The following is a 19,065-nucleotide window of genomic DNA, read 5'->3' as shown; positions in this document are numbered from 1 at the left end:
GCGCGGAAAACGCCGCTCCGCCGGAGTGGAATTTCCAACAGTCCCTCAGAATGTGATCTTCACCGAGGCCGCGCTGCGCGTGGCTGGCCCGTGATGGACGGCCTCGATGTTGTTGCCGTCCGGATCGAGCAGGAAGGCGGCGTAGTAGCCGGGATGATAGGGTCGCTCGCCCGGCGCGCCATTGTCCTTGCCGCCATCGGCGAGCCCCGCCTTGTGGAAGGCATCGACCATGGCGCGGTCCCCGGCCCGGAACGCCAGATGGTGGCGGCCGGTGAGTTGTCCCGGGGCCGCCCGGCTGTCGGCACTGGAGACGAACAGTTCATCGGCCCAGAAATAGTCCTCGCCGACACCACCGATCGGAACATCGAGCGCCCGCAAGACCGCCTCGTAGAAACGCCGGCTGGCAGGAAGATCCCTGACCACCAGATGGATATGATCGATGAGACGGCCGCGATGCAGTTCCTGGGTTTCCATGCAAATTCCTCCTCGCAAGGCTGCGAATTTAGGTTCGGACGGGGCGCCGTCAATGCGGGAACTAGCGGGCCAGGGCGACTTCGTCATCTCCGGGCGTTTGCGCTGCCCCTCACCTGCCTGCCGGCATCCTCTCCCCGTAGAACGGGGAGAGGGGGGCTGCCATCGATGGTTTGCCAATCGCAACCGGTGCAAGAAGGGCACCAATGTTGCGACCAGCCCCTTCTCCCCGTCACTATACGGGGAGAAGTGCCCGGCAGGGCGATGAGGGGCGGCGCCAACTTCGGCTATTAGCTCGTCCCCCAGCACAAACCGGAGGCGCATCATCTAGACCAGGCCTTACCCCTTCAGGATGGCGGCCAGCCATGGGATGCCCTCGCTCACCGCGCGGCGGTCGGCCAGCGTGAACGACAGCCGCAGCGTGTTGCGCCCGCTGCCGTCGGCATAAAAGGCGTTGCCGGGCACGAAGGCGACGCGCGCCTCCTTCACCGACCGTGCCAGAAGCGCGGTGGCATCGGAGCCTTCGGGCAGCGTCACCCAGACGAACATGCCGCCTTCCGGGCGGCTCCAGGTCACGCCTTTCGGCATGTTGGCCTCGAGTGCCGCAAGCAGGCCATCGCGGCGCTCGCGATAGGCGCCGATCAGTTTGTCCACCTGGCGGTCGAACACGGCCTCGGCCACGCGGTGCATCACCACCTGGTTGATCGACGGGCTGTGCAGGTCGGAGGCCTGCTTCATCAGCACCAGCTTCTCGACCACGTGGCGCGGCGCGCACACCCAGCCGACGCGCATGCCCGGCGACAGGATTTTCGAGAACGAGCCGCAATAGAGCGTGCGCGCCTTGTCGATAGAGCCGGAGCGGGCGCAATCGAGCGCCAGGATCGGCGGCACGCCCTCTCCGTCGTAGCGCAACGCGCGATAGGCGGCATCCTCGATGACGGCGATGTCGAGTTCGCCGGCGAGGTCGAGCACCGCCTCGCGTTGCTGGCGGTTCAGGGTCTCGCCGGTCGGGTTGGCGAAATCCGGCACCAGATAGGCGAACTTGACCTTGCCGCCATTCGCTGCCGCCGCCGCGCGATAGGCATCGGGCGTCATGTTGCCGCCTTCTGGCCGCAGTCGGTCGTAGCGTGGCTCGTAGGCGTTGAAGGCCTGCAGCGCGCCGAGATAGGTCGGCCATGTCACCAGTGCGGTATCGCCCGGCGACAGGAACAGCTTGCCGAGATAATCCAGCGCCTGCTGCGACCCGGAGGTGATGAAGATGTTGGCCTCGTCGCAGGCAACGCCGAGCTTGCCCATCTGCCCGGCCAGCCAGCGCCGCAACGGCAGATAGCCCTCCGAGACCTGGTACTGCAGCGCCGCCCCCGCCTCGCCGCCACCCAGCACCGAAGCATAGGCATCGCGGATCGCCTCGGTCGGAAACAGCGCGGGATCGGGAATGCCGCCGGCGAACGAGATGATGTCGGGCTGGTCGAGCAGCTTCAGCAGCTCGCGGATTTCGGACGCTTTCATGCGCGACGAGCGCGAAGCCAGCAGATTCATCAAGGTCAAAGCGCGCCTCCCGCGACAACTGGATATAGGTCAACCTGACTGACCTATATCAGCCCTCCCCGGCAATTTGAATAGAGCCTGAGCGACTTCCGGTATACGCCAGTCGCTGCCGGCCCGGAACCGGCAGAAGGTCGCGAGCGCCTGTAAAGTCATCTTGCAGCCGGGATGGCTGCCGGTTCAGTTGCGCCGCGCGATAAACGCGGCGGCGCGGGCGACATGCGCGTCGCGATGCGTGCGCGCCGCCAGCGCCAGCCATTCGCGCGCGATGGCGTCGGCCATCTCAGGCCGGTCCAGCTTCAGATTGATGTCCACCTGGCTCGCCAGGATCTCCACCTGCAGCCCGGCATAGCTGTCGGTGTCGCGCATGCAGCGCCGGCGCGCCTCGCCCAACCATTCCATGGCCGGCACGAATGCCCCTTCCGCCGCGTAGGTCAGCGCGAGCGCGCGGGCGACCGCCCCTTCCCAGCAGGGATCGTTCATCTGGCAGCTCAGGGCGAAGGCTTCCTCCAGCCGGGGACGCAGATCATCCGGGCGCGCCTGCCGTCGCGTGCGGGCTTCGCTGAGCACCGCCACCGGCCAGGGCCGAAACGATATCCAGCGTTGCTCCTCGACCAGCGCCAGGCAGTCCTCCAGCCAGCGATCGGCCTCCTCCAGCCGGTCGGCGGCGAGCAGACCCCAGCCGCCAAGCCCCAGCGACCAGATCTCGCGGCGGCGGTTGCCGGCCGAGCGCGCATGCTCCAGCGACAGCGCGTAGTGGTCGAGCCCCTCGCCGAGCCGACCCCAGTCGACCAGGTTGAAACCGATGACGCCATGGATGCCGGCAAGATTCTCGCCCCCAAGGGCCAGTTCCAGCGCCTGCGCCAGATAGGTCGCGGCCGACGGGCGCCGCCCCGCCAGCGCCTCGACATAGCCGAGTTCGCGAAACCCCGCCGAGGCGATCGCCACGTTGCCCGCCTGGCGCGCCAGTTCCGTGCTCCGGCGCAGCAGCACCGAGCCTTCGTCATCATAGCCCTTGACCGAATGCACAAGCGCCGTGCCCAGTTCGAACATGGCGCGTGCCGTCAGTTGCGCGTCCTTGTGTTTCTCCGCGTCGCGAACGGCGCGGCGCAGGCAATCGATGCCGGCATCCACCGCACCCGCCGAAAGCGCGGCCAGGCCCGACTGCATGAGCGAGGTGACGAAGGCCTGGCGCGAGATGCCGCTGGGCGGCGACGAGATGGTGCGGCGTGCGGCGCTGCGCAACGCGGCGGACGGCTTTTCGCCGAGCTCGGCCATGAACACCGCCTCGGTCGCCTCGACCTGATCGAGCGCCGCCTGGTAGCGGCCGGCCAGCGCCAGGCTCTTCACCAGCAATATATGCGCGCTTTCGTCATAGGGATTGCGCCGCACGCCAAGTTCGGCCAGCCGCGTGGCGCGGGCATGATCCTCGACCGACATGGCGCGGATGGTTTCCTGCCGGATGCGGGCTTCGACGATGCCGGCGATGCGCGCGCGCTCCACCAGCAGCCAAGTGGCGAATTCCGGACTGCAGCGCGGCTCCAGCGCGCCGAGCAGCGGGCCGGCGGCCTCGATGTCGAAATCGTCGCGGTCGAGCCGCAAAACGTCGATGTCGATATCATCGGCAAAGCCACCCTCGATCGGGTCGCCATTCAGACAGTCGGAGGTGTTGAGCGCCTTGCGCAGCGAGGCCAGGCACCAGCGCAACGAACCCAGCGGATCGACGGTTTCGGGAAACAGCTCGATCGCGAGTGCGCGTCGGTCGAGCGGCGTGCGCGCCAAAAGCACGCGGGCGAGCAGCGCCCAGGCCTGATGACCACGCACCGGCTGGCTCCGCCCATCCGCATCGAGAATGGCGGGTTCGCCGAGAAGCCTGATCGTACCACCCAATTGTCCCACCATATGCGCTTGCCCATCCTCGTACGGGGCATGCGCCGCCGCCGTGGGACGAAGCGTGTGACCATCCTCGCGCTGTTTCCTTGGCGAGCGGCACGCCGGGTCCAACGTCGATCGGTTTTATCGGGCCGTCAATCACAACGGAGACCGACAATGCCAACTTTCATCATCGAACGCGAAATCGCTGGCGCCGACAGATTGAGCGCCAGCGAACTCAAGGAGATCTCGGCCAAGTCCAACGAGGTCGTGGCCGGGCTCGGCGTGCCCTACAAATGGCTCACCTCCTATGTCGCCGGCGACAAGATCTACTGCATTCATGAGGCCGAAAGCGCCGACGTGGTCGAGAGGCATGCCCGCGAGGGCGGCTTTCCCGCCAACAAGGTGACCGAGATCGCCGCCTTCATCGGTCCGCGGACCGCCGAAGCCTGACCAGCATCCGGGCGGACCACGCGTCCGTCCACGACAGGGGCGCCCGGGCCAAGAGGGCGGTGCGCGATAGCAAACTTATGGAGCTAACATGATTATCTTTCCTTGGACCCGGCGCCTTGCCGCCCCGTTCCTCCTGTCCGCCCTCGCAGTCGCGGCGACGGCGGTTCATGCCCATGACACCAACACCTCTGTAGCGGGTGACACGAATGTCCTGGCGCAAAAGGTGCGTGCCGCCAACGGCCGCTTCGAGAACGTGGCGACGGCCACGTCCGAGGGTTATGCACCGATCCCCTGCGCCAGCGGCATCACCGGCGGCGCGATGGGCATCCACTATGTCAATGCCGGCTATCTCAAGGACGATGCGGTCGAGCTCGCCAAGCCCGAGGCCGTCATGTACGAGCCGATGGCCGACGGAAAGCTCAAGCTCGTGGCGGTCGAATACATCACCTCGAAAGGCCCGGCGTCGCTGGAAGGGCAGCTGTTCAACTTCAACAGCGCCCCCAACCGCTACGGCCTCGGCCCGTTCCATGAGCTGCATGTCTGGGCCTGGAAGAAGAACCCGACCGGCACCTTCGCCGACATGAACCCGAACGTGTCGTGCGACGCGATGAAGATGGGCGATTGAAGCCGTCAGGGCTTGCCGGCGCCACGCCGGCAAACCCTTCGCGCTGGATTTTCGAGGAAGCCATGACCCAAACCGAAAGCGTTCCGAGCCGCGCCGGACAATGGCGTTTTGCCTCAATCTTGCTGGCCCGCCTGCTGCGCCGCTGGCGCCACCGTCGTGACCGGCGTCACCTGGAGGCGATGCCGGACTTCATGCTGAAGGACATCGGCATCAGCCGATCCGATATCGACCATGTCGCGGCGCATGGCGAGACCAGGCGGTAGATGCCTCGTCACACGAGGCGTTGGCGGTGCCGGAAGGCCCGCCAATCAGTCCCCATCCGCAGGCTTGGCCTTGCCGCACTGCGCCAGCACCTTGCCGATTGCCGCGCTCGAGCCCTTTAGCGGAAAGCTGGCCTGGCCGTATTTGGCGGCGCTGACGCTCACCGCGCCCTTCGAACGCAGCAGGTCGAGCAGCGGATCGGCCCGGGCCAGGTCCACCGTGAAATAGTTGTACATGGCCTCCAGCTGCAGCGTTTTCGTCACCGTCTTGCCGTCGGCCTTGAACTCGAACGCGCCGCTGATGCCGGGCTCCAACTGTTGGCCGGCGGTGCCGAGGTCGTAGCTCAGCACCGGTTTGTCGAAACAGGCCAGCATCAGATGCGCATCGCCTTTCGGCCCGCCGCAGACGGAAGCGGTCAGCACCTTGCCGCCCTCGTCTTCCTCCATCTTGGCGCTCCAGCCGCTGCACGACGCGGCAAGCGCCGGCTGCGCGGCCTGCAGCGCCGCCACCGCACCGGCGACTATGAGACAGTTCGCTCTCATGATTTTCCCCCTCCCCATTTGCGGCCTCACCCCTTGGCAGCATATAGCAAAAGTCTTCCGATGGCATTGCCCGCTGCGGCAGGGTCGTCCTGATTTCGCGGAGAGCGGTGTTGAGAGCCTGTGTTCGTCTGTGTCTGTTGCTGGCCGCCCTGCTGGCCTTGCCGCTGGCCGCCCGTGCCGACTGGAAGCCGGTCGAGAAGGTCGAGACCTACGCCATATCAGGCCAGTCCGGGCCGGAGCTCTATCAATCGATCGGCGAGAACGGCCCCAAGCTCGGTGTCGTCCGTGCCATCGCCCACACCAATTTCAAGCTGACCTGGACCAGGGATTATCAGGCACGAGCCGAAGCCTGCGTGCTGGTGTCGGCGAGGCCGAAGCTCATCATCACCTACACCTTGCCCAGCCCGTCCGCGCCCCTGCCGCCAGCCATCCAGAAGAACTGGGAGGTTTTCATCGCCGGCGTCAGCGCCCACGAGAAGGTGCACGGCGAGACCATCGTCGACATGGTACGCAAGATCGAGGCGGCGACCGTCGGCCTCAGCGTTGCCGACGATCCCAAATGCAGCAAGATCCGGGTCGAGATGACCCGGCGCCTGTCCGAACTGTCGCAGGCGCAGCGGCAGGCCAGCCGCGATTTCGACCGCGTCGAGTTCGGCCAGGGCGGCAATCTCCAGAAGCTCATTCTCGCCCTGGTGAATGGCGGCTAGAAACACATCGTGCCAAAGGCCCGCCCGCCCCTACCGGCTAAGGTCGAGCGCGGCGGAGAGATCCCCCATCGGCGGCTGGTCGTTGTTGCGCAGTGCCTTGTCGCGCGCGACGATGCCGGGAAGCACCGGCAGGTCGTAGCGCGCCGTGATGAAGCGCAGGATCGATGTCGTGTCGTATTGCGTGTGGTCGACTGTACCCATCTTGGCGTAGGGCGAGATGATGAAGGCGGGGATGCGGTTGCCCGGCCCCCAGCGGTCGGCCTTCGGCGGCGCGACATGGTCCCAGAAGCCGCCATTCTCGTCATAGGTGACGACCACCAGCATGTGGCTCCATTGCGGGCTTTTCTCGAGATGCGAGACGACATCGGCGAGATGCTGGTCGCCGCTCGCCACATCGGCATATCCGCCATGTTCGTTGAGGTTGCCCTGCGGCTTGTAGAAGGTGACGGCCGGCAGCTTGCCGTCGTCTATGTCCTTGATGAAGGCAGCACCGTCCATGCCGCCATCCCGCAGATGCTCGGCCCGCGCGGCGGTGCCAGGCGCGTAAGCCGCGAAATAGTTGAAAGGCTGGTGGTGGAACTGGAAGTTCGGCACCGGCGTCGCGTTCTTGCCGTCGAGCGTTGCCTGCCAGGCGCCGGCATACCAGGCCCAGCCGACGCCCTTCAGCGACAGCAGGTCGCCGATGGTGATGTCGTGCTGCGGCGGCAGCGTGCTCGCCGCGGACGGGTCGGCCATGGCCGGATCGCCGCCCGCGGCCGGCTTGTTGTTGCTTGGCTGATAGGGTGGCTGCATGGTGTTGACGGCATGGAAGTCGGGCGTGATGGCGCCGTCATTGACGAATTTCGGCGCGCCGCCAAGCGCCGAGGCCGGCGAGTTGTCGGCGACCTTCAGCGTCGTGCCGTCGGCCTCGACGACGGCGATCTGGCCCTTGACCGGGCTGGTGTCTGCATTGGGATAGACCGGCACACAGGCGCAAGCGAGCATGAAATGGTTGAGGAAGGAGCCGCCGAAGGCGCCCTGGAAGAAATTGTCGGCCAGCACGTATTTCTTCGCCACCGCCCACATCGGCAAACCGGAGCCGTCATAATGGCCCATCACCAGGCTGCCTGAATCGGCCCAGGCGACGAACTTGTCGTTGCGGCCGCCATCGATCTGCATCTGCTCCTGGTAGAAACGGTGCCAGAGATCGCGCGTGATCACCGAGGTCTGTTCGTTGAAGCCCTTGGGATCGTCGATGGCGAAGCTGGCATTGGCCGGTGCGCCGACTGCTCCTCGGTCACCGGCGGTGTCACCCCCTTGGCGGTCAGGCCGCCCCAGGCCGGCGGCAGTTCGGCGAGCGGCTTGCCGTCGCGGTCGAGCTGGCGCACCTGGTCGGCCGAGAGATTGGCCAGGCCGTTGGCGCCGGGAAAGCCGCCATAGAGATTATCGAAGCTGCGATTCTCGGCATAGATGACGACGACGGTGTCGATCTTGTCGTAGTTGGGGGGTGCCGCGGAAGCGACGACCGGAACGGAGGCCAGCGCCGTACCGGCGAGGCATAGCGAGGTAAGGAACTTCAACGTCGTCATCGGGTTGCCTCGTGGCTTGGGGATGGCTGGAGGGGCAGTGCATGGTCGCTCGACGAGCCATGGATGAAAAACGTTAGTTCGGTGCCTTGTCACCTTTGTGACATTTGCCTTGCCTGCGAACACGGTTGCGTGAGCGGGCGGACCGGTCATGAATCCGTAGCAGTGCGGCCTTAAGTCCCGGGCGAAAAAGGCGGACCGGACGACATGGCGGCAGGACAATGGAAGAGGCTCATCATCGCCGCATCGATGCTCGGCATCGCCGCGATTTCCTCGGCAAGCATTGGCCGCGCCGGGATCGGCAGCGTCCATCCCGGGCCGATGTCGCGAGCCGATGCCTTCGCCGGGGCGCAGGCCCTGACGGCGCTCGGCCGTAAAATGTTCTTCGACCCGTCGCTGTCTGCCTCGGGCAAACAGGCCTGCTCGTCCTGCCATGACCCGCATCATGCCTTCGGCCCTGCCTCGGCGGCACCGGTCGAGATGGGCGGGCCGCGTCTCGATCAGCCGGGGCTGCGCGCCGTGCCTTCGCTTCGCTACCTGCAGGCGGTGCCCGCCTTCACCGAGCATTTCCATGATTCCGAGGACGAGGGCGACGAGAGCGTTGACAACGGCCCGACCGGCGGCCTGACCTGGGACGGCCGCGTCGACCGCGGCAAGGATCAGGCCAAGATTCCGCTGCTGTCGCCGTTCGAGATGGCCAACAAGGACGCCGCCGCCGTCACCGCTGCCCTGCGCAAGGCCGCCTATGCCGGTGCATTCAAGGCTGCTTTCGGCGACCAGGTTTTCGACCACCCGGACGACGCCTTCGACGCCGCCGCCGAGGCGCTGGGCACCTTCGAGCAGAGTGCCGCCGACTTCTATCCCTACTCCAGCCGCTACGACGCCTTCCTCGCCGGCAAGGCGCGGCTCACGGCGCAGGAACTGCGCGGCCGCGCGCTGTTCGAGGACGAGACCAAGGGCAATTGCGCCAGCTGCCATCTGAGCGAACCCGCCAATGACGGCGAACCACCGCAGTTCACCGACTATGGCCTGATCGCCGTCGCCGTGCCGCGCAACCCGGCCATATCGGCCAATGCCGATCCCACTCATTTCGATCTTGGCCTGTGCGGACCGCTGCGCACCGACTTCCTCGGCCGGGCGGACTATTGCGGCCTGTTCAAGACGCCGACGCTGCGCAACGTCGCGCTGAGAAAGAGCTTCTTCCACAACGGATACTTCCACACGCTGCGCGACGCGGTCGCCTTCTATGCCAGCCGCGACAGCGATCCCGGCCGCTGGTACCCGAAAAACGCCGATGGCACGGTGCGCGAATATGACGATCTGCCAAAGGCTTACTGGCCCAATCTCAACCAGGATCCGCCCTTCGGCGGGAAGCCCAGCGACAAGCCTGCACTGACCGACCCCGAGATCGATGCCATCGTCGCGTTTCTGCAAACGCTGACCGACGCGGACCAGCAGGCCGAGGCGGTACCGGCGAATTGAATCCTGGCCGGTTGGGCTGGAAGAACGGCAAGGTCCTTCCTGCCGGGATGGCCAGGAACCGGAACCGGTAGCGGCCCCCTAGCTCCGCCAGACCGCCAGATCGGCCAGGATTCGCGCCTTCAACGCGGGGTCGGCGTAGCTCGCATGCACGGATGTCGCGGCGAGTTGGCGGATGGTTTCGCTGTCCCAGGCGAAGGCCTCGGCGCAGGCGGCATAGGAGGCTTCGAGCGTGGTGTCGAGCAGCGACGGATCATCGGTGTTGATCGAGACGAGGACACCGGCCTTGCGAAGGGCGTCGAGCGGATGTTCGGCAAGCGACGGATAGACGCCGAGCGCCAGATTGGAGATCGGACAGACGCCCAGGGGAATCCGCTTGCGCGCCAGCAAGTCGACGAGTTCCGGGTCCTCGATCGACCGCACGCCGTGGTCGATGCGGTCGGCGCCAAGCAGTTCGATCGCGTCGCGAACACCTTCCGGGCCGCTCGACTCGCCCGCATGAACGGTGCGCCGCAGGCCCGCCGCGCCGGCACGGCGAAACGCCTCGGCGAAGCGCGGTCCGGTGCGGCCGGCAGCCGCTTCGTTGCCGTCGATCGACAGGGCAACGACGCGCTTGTGCCTGATCGCACTCAGCAACTCCACCAGTTCGATCGCTTCCGCCGCCGACTGGGTGCGGAGCAGGCTGACGCAAAGTCCGACCGGCGGGTGCCCGTCCTTTTCGGCGGCCGCGAAACCGGCATCGAATGCGTCGATCATCCCGGGGATGTTCTTGTGCCAATGCGGCCAGTGCGTCGGGTTGACGATGACGTCGGCGTAACGCACGCCGCTTCGGCCCATGCGCTGCGCGAACTTGTAGGCCGTGGTGGCGAGTTGCTCGCGCGTCCGGAATGTGCCGCACAACCAGTCGAGCATCTCGAGGAAGCTCTTGAGGTCATGGGCTTCGAAGAGCCTGTCGCGCGGCGCACGCAGCGGAATGCCGGCCTCCTCGCAGTTCCTGATCACATCGTCGGCCTCGAAGCAGCCCTCGACGTGGATATGCACTTCGGCCTTCGGCAGTCCGATGAAGTCGGTCAATGACGCCTCCCATATTGGCAAGCGTCATCAAATCATGAAACGACCGGCCCCCGTTTCAAGAAATGATTGAAAGAATTGCGCGGCGCTGCACGGGAGCTGGTTCCTCGCCCCCACGAAGTGGGGGAGAGGTGGCTCGGCGAAGCCGAGACGGAGAGGGGCCGCGCCCTACGAAAGCCCCCTCTCCGTCCGCTTCGCGGCCACCTCTCCCCCGCCTCTGGCGAGGGCGAGGAAAGGAGCTACTGCGTATCCGCGTTGGCCCTCAGCTCGGCGCGCTTCTCATCCGACACCACCGCCAGGTCCAGCACCTTCTGCAGCCCGGCGGCATGGCGGAAGGACGGCTCGGCCTGGACGCCGCTCTTCACCGCCTCGACGAAACGCTGGTAGTTGGTCGCCACCGTGCCGGCGTCGAGCACTTCCCATTTGGCGTTCTCGACATTCTCGCCGACGCAAGCCTTGAGCACCGAACCGTCGAGATTGTGCACCACCTCGATGCCGCCCTTGTCGCCATAGATGCGCAGGCGAAGTTCGTTGAGATGGCCGGTCGCCCAGCGGCTGGCATGCACCACGCCGAAGGCACCGTTGGAAAAATCCAGCGTCATGGCGAAGCTGTCATTGGCGTCGAGCCCGTATTCGCCGATGCGGTTGCCGGGTGCCTTGTCGAAGGCGCGCAGCCGGCAGAAGACGTGATCGATGTCGAGAGCGGCACCGTAGCTGGCGAAATCGAGGATGTGGATGCCGACATCGCCGAGCACGCCATTGGAACCGTGGCCGCGCGACAGGCGCCAGAGCCATTTCGGATCGCTGCGCCAGTCGCCCCAGAATTTCGACACCAGCCAGCTCTGCAGGTAGGAGGCCTCGACATGGCGGACCATGCCGATTTCGCCCGCCTGCACCATCTGGCGGGCCTTCTGCAGCGCCGCGACATTGCGATAGGTGAGGTTCACCATGTTGACGATGCCGGCGGCCTCGGCAGCATCGGCCATCTCGGTGGCCTTGCCGAAATTCTCGGCCAGCGGCTTTTCGCACAGCACCGGCTTGCCGGCGGCGATCAGCGCCATGGTGGTCGGGTGATGGATGCGGTCCGGCGTGACATTGGCCACCGCGTCGAAGGCACCCCATTCCAGCGCCGCCTCCAGCGAGGTGAAGCGGTTGGGAATCTTGAAACTGTCGGCGAATTCGCCGACGCGCGCCGCATCGACATCGACGGCACCGACGATGTCGATGCCCTCGATGGCGCTGAAGCGGCGGGCATGTTCCTGCGCCATCCAGCCGGTGCCGAGTATCAAAAGCCGCATTTTTTTGCTCCCTGAGGATATCGGAATTCGCCGTCTCAAAGGTGCTGCCAGATCACCTTCAACGGCGAGCCCAAGGCTTGCTCGATCGCCCGCAATTGCTCACTGGCAACGGAGGTCACCCCAGGGCTGACGACCGTAAGAGCGCAGACGCCGAACGCCGCCGGCCAGACATACCGCAGGTCGTTCAGCGAGGTATTCCTGTGGCAGCATGGCATGGTGACGGACAGATCTTCGAAGCGGGACGCCGCGGCTTCATTCATCGCTTCACCCCACCAATCTTCCAGATCGCTGGCGCAGAACGGGCAATGAACGCTTTCCGTGTTGGCTCCGGCGTCGAAGAACGTCACGCCTTCCTCATATTCGACGGCGACATGTTCGGCCATCGGGAACAAACCGCGTGCAACCTTCACGGCCGCCGTGGCAGCCGTCTCGTCGGGATGCCAGTGCGGTTCATTCGGCACCAGGCGCAGAAACGTGTCGGACATGGCCCCTCCTCATCATGAGTCGAGGATGACGGTTCGAAGCATGTCACGCAATGGCCGACTGCCGATTGACCAGGTCCGACCACTACTTGATGTCAGTGCCCGCCGACATGCGGCACCTGTCATTGGCTTGCCATCAAATAGCGCGGATGATGCCCCCGTCGACACGAATGTTCTGGCCGGTGATGTAGCCGGCGCCTTCAGAGGCCAGGAAGGCGATGGTCGCGGCGATTTCCTCGCTCGTGCCATAGCGCTGCATCGGCACGCTGTCGCGGCGCTCCTCGGTGGCCGGCAGGCTGTCGATCCAGCCGGGCAGCACGTTGTTCATGCGCACATTGTCGGCGGCATAGGTATTGGCGAATATCTTGGTGTAGGCGGCAAGGCCGGCGCGGAACACCGCCGAGGTCGGGAACATCGGGCTCGGCTCGACCACCCAGGCCGTCGAGATGTTGATGATGGCGCCGCCCTTCTGCTTGACCATGTGGGGAGCCACGATGCGCACCGGCCGGATGACATTCATCAGATAGACATCGAGGCCGGTGTGCCATTGCTCGTCTGTGATTTCGAGGATCGGCGCGCGCGGCCCGTGGCCGCCGCTGTTGACCAGCACGTCGATGCGGCCAAAGCGCTCGAGCGTCAGGTCGACGAGGCGCTGCAAATCGTCGTTCGACTGGTTGGAGCCGGTGACGCCGAGCCCACCCAACTCCTTGGCCAGCGCCTCGCCCTTGCCCGACGAGGACAGGATGGCAATCTTGAAGCCGTCCGCCGCCAGGCGCTTCGCCGCCGCCGCCCCCATGCCGCTGCCGCCAGCCACCACAACAGCCACTTTTTCTACACTCATTGGATTTTCCTCTCGGGGTTGGCAGGACTCTGCCAGCAGTGTGTTCGGGATCCGGGCGGTGATATAGCTGGTTTTCTCGCCCAGTTCGAACCAGAATGCCTGAAATCAGCCTGTAGAAAAACTCCTGTATGCCCGAAGCCTTCCTGAGCCTGCCGCCACTGAATGCGCTGCGCGCCTTCGAGGCCTCGGCGCGCCATCTCAACTTCCGCATCGCCGCCGAGGAATTGAACGTCACGCAAGGCGCGGTGGCCCAGCACATTCGCGGGCTGGAGGCCGATCTCGGCACAAAACTGTTCGAGCGGCTGCCGCGCGGCCTGGCGCTGACCGACGAGGGCCGCGCCTATGTGCCCAACATCCGCCGCGCCTTCGACCTGATCTCGGAGGCGACGCTGCTGTTGCGCCCCGAGCCGGCGCGGCTGACGATCAGCGTGACGCCGAGCTTCGCCACCAAATGGCTGATCCCCAGGCTGCAGGACTTCATGGCGCACAATCCGCTGGTCGACCTGCGTGTCCTGGCTAGCGAAAGCCTTTCGAGTTTTCAGGCCGATGGCGTCGACATCGCGGTGCGGCAAGGCCGCCCGCCCTTCGGCGCCGGCCTGATCGTCGACCTGTTGTTCGCGCAGCAGATCATCGCCGTCTGCAGCCCGGCCCTGCTGCCGCACGGCGCCGTCGAGATCGCGGCGGCCGAGATCCAGCATCATGTCCTGCTGCACGACGCGCACAATCTGTGGCCGGAATTCATGGAAAAGGTGGTCGGCCTGAAGATGACGACCGAACTGAAGCGCATGCGCTTCAACCAGACGAGCCTGGCCATCGACGCCGCCATCGCCGGCCAGGGCATCGCGCTGGCCAGCCGTTTCCTGGTCGCCGCCGATCTCGCCGCCGGCCGGCTGGTCCAGCCGGTGAGCGGCGAAATGCGCGGCACGCAGGATTTCCACGTCGTGATGCCAAGAAAACAGCGGCATCCCGAGCCGACGCAGGCCGTGCGGCAATGGCTGCTCGATGCGGGAGAGAAACAGCCTTTGTCGTGAGCCCCTGCTCTCTGCCTGTTTGAGCTTTTCCGAAAACCGGCCCCCACTCTCGGGATCATGCTCTGGCTGGATCGGCGACAAGGCGTCCGGCTTCACATGGGCGATCGATGCGTAGGTCTCCCGGACGCCTTCGCGGAGTTATCGCCGACATGGCCGCCTATGCTGTTGGATGCCTTTCGGTCGAAAGCGACCCAGGGCAATATTTATATGTTAATCTCGCGAGCCATCGAACGGACGGCGGAGGATAGCGATGTTGGAAGCGGACAAGGTTTTTGCTGGCTCGATTCCGGAAAACTACGACCGCTATATGGTGCCGTTGATTTTCGAGCCGTTCGCCGCGGATCTTGCACGACAAGCAGCGTCCTTGTCGCCCGGCGCCGTCCTGGAAATCGCCGCGGGCACCGGGGTTGTCACCCGCGCACTGGCGCCAAGACTGTCCCCTGGCGCAAGCTATGTCGTGACCGACCTCAACCAGCCGATGCTCGACTACGCCGCTTCGCGACAAGCGCCCGACAGTCGCATCGAATGGCGCCAGGCGGACGCCATGGCGCTGCCGTTTGAAGATGCGGCCTTCGATCTCGTCTGTTGTCAGTTCGGCGCGATGTTCTTCCCCAACCGCACATCCGCCTACCGCGAGGCAAAGCGAGTCCTGAAGCCCGGAGGACATTTCTTGTTCAACGTGTGGGATCGCATCGAGGAGAATGTCTTTGCGGACGATGTGACGAATGCTCTCGCAAGGATTTTTCCGGACGATCCGCCGCGCTTTCTGGCACGCACGCCGCACGGCTACCACGATACGGCACTGATCCGCAGCGATCTGGAAGACGCGGGTTTCTCGCGCGTGGTGATCGAGACGAGAGCCGAACAAAGCCGAGCATCCTCGCCGCGCCTTCCGGCCGTTGCTTACTGCCAGGGAACCGTTCTTCGAAGCGAAATCGAGGCCAGGGACCCGGGAAAGCTGGAAGCTGCAACAGACTATGCCGCCTCCGCGATTGCGGACAGACATGGCAGCGGCGAGGTTGCCGCCAAGATTCAGGCGCATGTAATCGTGGCTGTGGCCTAGGCAATCCCAGGAAAAGCGTGAGCGGTTCTCCGTCCGGAATTGGGTCAGGACGAAGGGATGGAGCTGTTGGAATATCCCGTTCCGGCACTTCTCGACATTCCGGGGCGGGCATCAGGGCCGCGCTTGCCGCCCCAGCCCGGACGAGGGGTTGGCCAGGCCCGGCACCATCTGGCTCAGCACGCGATCGCGAAGGATGACATGGTGGTAGATGGCAGCCGCGGCGTGCAGTCCCGCGAGCCACAGGATGATGTCGCCAAGCGTGCCATGGATTTCCGCCAGCGACGTGCCCCATGTGCCGGAAAACGGGCCGATCGCTCCGAGGCCGTAGACCGTCACCGGGTGGCCGCCAAACCATGCGCCGAGCATGGCGGTCGCCGGAACCGCGAACAGGAGCGCATAGAGCGCCCAGTGTGTCGCCCTCGAGGCGATGTCCATCCACCCGGGCATGGGAGGGGCGTCCGGAATGCGGTCGAACAAACGCCAGATCAGGCGGATGACCAGCAACCAGAAAACAGCGAAGCCGAGCGACTCGTGAAGCAGCAGCGTCGAGGCGTTGGCAGCTGAATAGACGCGCGTGGGAGGACCACCTTCCGAGACCAGGAAGGCGATGAGCACGAACAGCGCCGTCAGCCAGTGAAGCGCCTGGGCGAGGCCTCCGTAGCGGGTTGCGGTACCAGATAGCGACATGCGAGAACTCCTGAACGCAGCGGCGGACGATCTCTCCGCACCGTGCCCCTATTTCAATCGTTCCTCAAGCGACATCGAAGGCAATGCGGCAGCTCCTCAGCCTTCGTCCGTCCAGATCAGGCGCAGCATGCGCAGCAGCGTTGCCCGATCCTTTTTCGTCAGCCGATGGAGGAACCGATCCTCGTGCCGGCGAACCTGTTGCCGCCATCTGGGCATAGCCTCCCTCGCGGCCGGCGTCAGGGTCAGCACCCGTACGCGTTTGTCCTCGGCATGGTCGTCGCGCTCGACCAGCCCGCGCTCCTCGAGCTCGGCCAGCAGCGGCGCCATGTTGGCGCTCTTCATGCCGAGCAGGCGGCACAGTTCGGCGGCGCGGATGCCGGGCCTCTCGTCGATCAGCGCCAGCATGCCATAAGTGACCGGGCGCAGCGCCGCATCGGCCAGCTCGACCGCGAAATCATTCAAGGCGAAGGCCGAGGCGCGCCTCAGATTGTAACCGATCTGCGCGTCGAGCGCGTCCTCGGCCATCGCACCCCGCGCGGCTGTACTGGCGTGAACCTCTGTGTCATCCATGGTATAATCGATCACCGCGATCGCCTCCTCTTGTCAAGCGAAAAAGACTATGCGACATAGCAATCGTGATAGCTATGCTGCATAGCGATTTTCATCAATGTCGATGCGAAACGGGAGGACGCTGACCATGACCGAAGAGACCGTTGCCTTCGATGTCGAGAATGGCATCGCCTGGGTGCGCTTCAACCGGCCGGACAAGCGCAATTGCATGAACCCGGCGCTCAACCGGCGCATGATGGAGGTTCTCGACGGGCTGGAATTCCGTGACGATGTCGGCGTGCTCGTACTGTCGGGCGAAGGCAGCGCCTGGTCGGCGGGCATGGACCTGAAGGAGTATTTCCGCGAGACCGAAGCCAAGGGGCTCGGCGCCGTCCGCAAGGCGCAGTCCGAAGCCTATGGCTGGTGGCGGCGCCTGCGCTGGTACGGCAAGCCGACCATCGCCATGGTCAATGGCTGGTGTTTCGGCGGCGGCTATGGCCCACTCTTCGCCTGCGACCTCGCCTTCGCCGCCGACGAGGCGCAGTTCGCTTTGTCCGAGATCAACTGGGGCATCCTGCCGGGCGGCGGCGCCACCAAGGTGGTTGTCGACCTGCTGTCGATGCGCGATGCCATGTACCACGCGCTGACCGGCGAACTCATCGACGGCAGGAAGGCCGCCGCCTGGAAGCTGGTCAATGAAAGCCTGCCTCTGGCCGACCTGAAGGCGCGCGTCACCGAGGTCGCGAACATCTTGCTGAAGAAGAACCCGATTGCGCTCAAGGCGACCAAGGATGCCATCCGTCGCGTCGCCGAGATGACCTACGACAATGCCGAGGATTATCTGGTGCGGGCGCAGGAGGCGGCCAATTTCCATGACAATTCGGGCCGCAAGGAAGGCATCCGCCAGTTCATCGACGAAAAGAGCTACAAGCCGGGCCTCGGCGCTTACGACAAGGCCCGATGACGCCACAAAAACCCGTGGCCGCAATCTGGGAGGAGATGCGAAATGCCGGCCTGGACGACGCCAGATCCCGTGGCCCTGCACGCCCGGACGCAGCCGGATCATGTCGCCTGCGTCGACCTGGCATCGGGCCGAAAATGGACCTATGCCGCGCTAGACGAGGCCATCCAGCGCGCCGTCAGCGTTCTCGAAACCCGCTACGGCATCGAACCGGGGCAACGGATCGCCACGCTTGCCCGCAACAGCGCCGATCTCCTGATCCTGCAACAGGCCGCCATGCGGCTCGGCGCCATCTTCGTGCCGCTCAACTGGCGGCTCGCCAGTGCGGAACAGCGGGCGATCCTCGAGGACTGCGATCCGGTATTGCTGCTGCATGACGCCGCGCCCGAGATGGCGTTGCCCAGGGGCTGCATGCCAATCGAAGTCCCGGCCTTCGCTGAAGCGGTCGCGGCGCGGGCACCGGCGCCGCGCCGTCCCTTGTCGGCCAGCGACGCGCCGTCGATCATCCTCTACACATCGGGCACGTCGGGTCGGCCAAAGGGCGTCATCGTCACGGAAGGCAATGCGTTGGCGACCGCGGTCAATTTCGGCGTGCTGGGGCGGGTCGGCAATGCCAGCGTCTTCCTTTGCGACGCGCCGATGTTCCATGTCATCGGCCTCATCACCAGCCTGCGTCCACCGCTGCTGCAGGGCGGCACGGTGCTGATCTCACCCGGCTTCGATGCCGGCCTCACCAACCGTCGCCTCGCCGATCCGACCCTTGGCGTCACCCACTATTTCTGTGTCCCGCAGATGGCCAGGATGCTGCGTGAACACCCGGACTTTGCGCCGGCGCGCTGGACATCGCTCACCGCCATCTTCACCGGCGGCGCGCCAAATCCGGCCGCCAATATCAACTCGTGGCTGGAACAGGGCGTGTGCATGGTCGACGGCTTCGGCATGACGGAAGCAGGCACGGTGCTTGGCATGCCGGTCGAGGCCGACCGGATCGCCCGCAAGGCGGGCTCGGCCGGCCTGCCGGCGCCAACGATCGGCCTGCGCATCGTCGACGAGGATGGCCGCGACGTCGCCGCCGGCGAGCCAGGCGAGATATGGCTGTCCGGTCCCTCCATCACATCAGGCTACTGGAACCGGCCGGAAGAGACGGCCTCCGCCTTCACTGCCGATGGCTGGTTCCGCACCGGCGATATCGCGCGGCGGGACGACGAAGGCTTCGTCACCCTTGTCGACCGCCGCAAGGACATGTTCATTTCCGGTGGCGAGAACGTCTATCCGGTCGAAATCGAGATGGTGCTGCTCGACCATCCCGACATCGCCGAGGCAGCCGTGATCGGTGTCGCCGATCGGCGCTGGGGCGAAGTCGGGCGCGCCTTCGTCGTGCTGAAGCCAGGTCGTGTTGTCGATCCGGCGGCGCTGGTCAGCCATTGCGGCACCCGCATCGCCCGCTACAAAGTGCCGAAGGAATTCCTGATCACGGATGTCCTGCCCCGCACCGCATCCGGCAAGATCCAGAAACACATTTTGTACACCTGGACAGCACCAGCCAGCGGGCACAACTAAAG

At 65.3% G+C, this 19,065-nt stretch carries 19 protein-coding genes and 1 pseudogene; 9 read left to right on the top strand and 11 right to left on the bottom strand.

Annotation, left to right across the window (positions count from 1 at the left end):
- Positions 1-45: 45 nt before the first annotated feature.
- The 3 genes from AC56QQ_RS13455 to AC56QQ_RS13445 form a co-directional block, all read right to left on the bottom strand.
- A complete protein-coding gene (locus AC56QQ_RS13455; protein ID WP_497127827.1) occupies positions 46-474 on the bottom strand; it encodes a VOC family protein in 429 nt (142 codons plus the stop codon).
- 336 nt (positions 475-810) lie between these two features.
- Positions 811-2,010, bottom strand: a complete 1,200-nt coding sequence (locus AC56QQ_RS13450) for an aminotransferase-like domain-containing protein (protein WP_497128992.1) — start codon at positions 2,008-2,010, stop codon at positions 811-813.
- Positions 2,011-2,196: 186 nt separating this feature from the next.
- Positions 2,197-3,918 (bottom strand): AfsR/SARP family transcriptional regulator, encoded by a 1,722-nt coding sequence (locus tag AC56QQ_RS13445; protein WP_497127825.1) that lies wholly within the window; start codon positions 3,916-3,918, stop codon positions 2,197-2,199.
- A gap of 147 nt (positions 3,919-4,065) precedes the next feature.
- On the opposite strand from AC56QQ_RS13445, the gene AC56QQ_RS13440 reads away from it, so the two are divergent.
- From AC56QQ_RS13440 to AC56QQ_RS13430, 3 genes are all read left to right on the top strand, one after another.
- Positions 4,066-4,341 (top strand): DUF4242 domain-containing protein, encoded by a 276-nt coding sequence (locus tag AC56QQ_RS13440; RefSeq protein ID WP_497127823.1) that lies wholly within the window; start codon positions 4,066-4,068, stop codon positions 4,339-4,341.
- A gap of 88 nt (positions 4,342-4,429) precedes the next feature.
- Positions 4,430-4,966, top strand: coding sequence for a hypothetical protein (locus AC56QQ_RS13435; RefSeq protein ID WP_497127821.1), 537 nt, complete (start codon positions 4,430-4,432; stop codon positions 4,964-4,966).
- 62 nt (positions 4,967-5,028) lie between these two features.
- A complete protein-coding gene (locus AC56QQ_RS13430) occupies positions 5,029-5,229 on the top strand; it encodes a YjiS-like domain-containing protein (protein WP_497127819.1) in 201 nt (66 codons plus the stop codon).
- A gap of 45 nt (positions 5,230-5,274) precedes the next feature.
- On the opposite strand, the gene AC56QQ_RS13425 is transcribed toward AC56QQ_RS13430, so the two are convergent.
- Entirely contained in the window at positions 5,275-5,769 is a 495-nt protein-coding gene (locus AC56QQ_RS13425; protein ID WP_497127817.1) for a hypothetical protein, read from the bottom strand.
- Between the two features lie 110 nt (positions 5,770-5,879).
- Between AC56QQ_RS13425 and AC56QQ_RS13420 the strand changes: the two genes are divergently transcribed.
- Positions 5,880-6,476, top strand: a complete 597-nt coding sequence (locus AC56QQ_RS13420; protein ID WP_497127815.1) for a DUF922 domain-containing Zn-dependent protease — start codon at positions 5,880-5,882, stop codon at positions 6,474-6,476.
- Between the two features lie 30 nt (positions 6,477-6,506).
- Here the strand turns inward: AC56QQ_RS13420 and AC56QQ_RS13415 are convergent.
- Positions 6,507-8,044 (bottom strand): annotated as a pseudogene (locus AC56QQ_RS13415) (acid phosphatase).
- A 246-nt stretch (positions 8,045-8,290) separates the two neighbouring features.
- Here AC56QQ_RS13415 and AC56QQ_RS13410 point away from each other — a divergent pair.
- The gene (locus tag AC56QQ_RS13410; protein ID WP_497128989.1) at positions 8,291-9,523 is read left to right on the top strand and encodes a cytochrome-c peroxidase; all 1,233 of its coding nucleotides are present in this window, start codon (positions 8,291-8,293) and stop codon (positions 9,521-9,523) included.
- Between the two features lie 78 nt (positions 9,524-9,601).
- Here the strand turns inward: AC56QQ_RS13410 and add are convergent, their stop codons facing one another.
- The 4 genes from add to AC56QQ_RS13390 all read right to left on the bottom strand — a co-directional run bounded on the left by add (position 9,602) and on the right by AC56QQ_RS13390 (position 13,212).
- The gene (gene add, locus AC56QQ_RS13405) at positions 9,602-10,594 is read right to left on the bottom strand and encodes an adenosine deaminase (RefSeq protein WP_497127813.1); all 993 of its coding nucleotides are present in this window, start codon (positions 10,592-10,594) and stop codon (positions 9,602-9,604) included.
- A gap of 236 nt (positions 10,595-10,830) precedes the next feature.
- Entirely contained in the window at positions 10,831-11,889 is a 1,059-nt protein-coding gene (locus AC56QQ_RS13400) for a Gfo/Idh/MocA family protein (protein WP_497127811.1), read from the bottom strand.
- 35 nt (positions 11,890-11,924) lie between these two features.
- Positions 11,925-12,374, bottom strand: a complete 450-nt coding sequence (locus AC56QQ_RS13395; protein WP_497127809.1) for a hypothetical protein — start codon at positions 12,372-12,374, stop codon at positions 11,925-11,927.
- 133 nt (positions 12,375-12,507) lie between these two features.
- Entirely contained in the window at positions 12,508-13,212 is a 705-nt protein-coding gene (locus AC56QQ_RS13390; protein ID WP_497100947.1) for an SDR family oxidoreductase, read from the bottom strand.
- Between the two features lie 128 nt (positions 13,213-13,340).
- On the opposite strand from AC56QQ_RS13390, the gene gcvA reads away from it, so the two are divergent.
- The gene (gene gcvA, locus AC56QQ_RS13385) at positions 13,341-14,243 is read left to right on the top strand and encodes a transcriptional regulator GcvA (RefSeq protein ID WP_497127807.1); all 903 of its coding nucleotides are present in this window, start codon (positions 13,341-13,343) and stop codon (positions 14,241-14,243) included.
- Positions 14,244-14,493: 250 nt separating this feature from the next.
- On the top strand, positions 14,494-15,306 hold the full coding sequence (locus tag AC56QQ_RS13380; protein WP_497127805.1) for a class I SAM-dependent methyltransferase: 813 nt from the start codon (positions 14,494-14,496) through the stop codon (positions 15,304-15,306).
- A gap of 111 nt (positions 15,307-15,417) precedes the next feature.
- Here the strand turns inward: AC56QQ_RS13380 and AC56QQ_RS13375 are convergent, their stop codons facing one another.
- Both AC56QQ_RS13375 and AC56QQ_RS13370 read right to left on the bottom strand, forming a co-directional pair.
- Positions 15,418-15,993: a cytochrome b gene (locus AC56QQ_RS13375; RefSeq protein WP_497127803.1), complete on the bottom strand. Its 576-nt coding sequence runs from the start codon at positions 15,991-15,993 to the stop codon at positions 15,418-15,420.
- A gap of 96 nt (positions 15,994-16,089) precedes the next feature.
- A complete protein-coding gene (locus AC56QQ_RS13370; RefSeq protein WP_497127801.1) occupies positions 16,090-16,578 on the bottom strand; it encodes a MarR family winged helix-turn-helix transcriptional regulator in 489 nt (162 codons plus the stop codon).
- 112 nt (positions 16,579-16,690) lie between these two features.
- On the opposite strand from AC56QQ_RS13370, the gene AC56QQ_RS13365 reads away from it, so the two are divergent.
- Positions 16,691-17,506 (top strand): p-hydroxycinnamoyl CoA hydratase/lyase, encoded by an 816-nt coding sequence (locus AC56QQ_RS13365; RefSeq protein ID WP_497127799.1) that lies wholly within the window; start codon positions 16,691-16,693, stop codon positions 17,504-17,506.
- 42 nt (positions 17,507-17,548) lie between these two features.
- The gene (locus AC56QQ_RS13360) at positions 17,549-19,063 is read left to right on the top strand and encodes an AMP-binding protein (protein WP_497127797.1); all 1,515 of its coding nucleotides are present in this window, start codon (positions 17,549-17,551) and stop codon (positions 19,061-19,063) included.
- Positions 19,064-19,065: the final 2 nt, after the last annotated feature.

The organism is Mesorhizobium sp. RCAM 05099, assembly GCF_059683685.1.
This window is presented reverse-complemented; position numbering and strand designations above follow the sequence as displayed.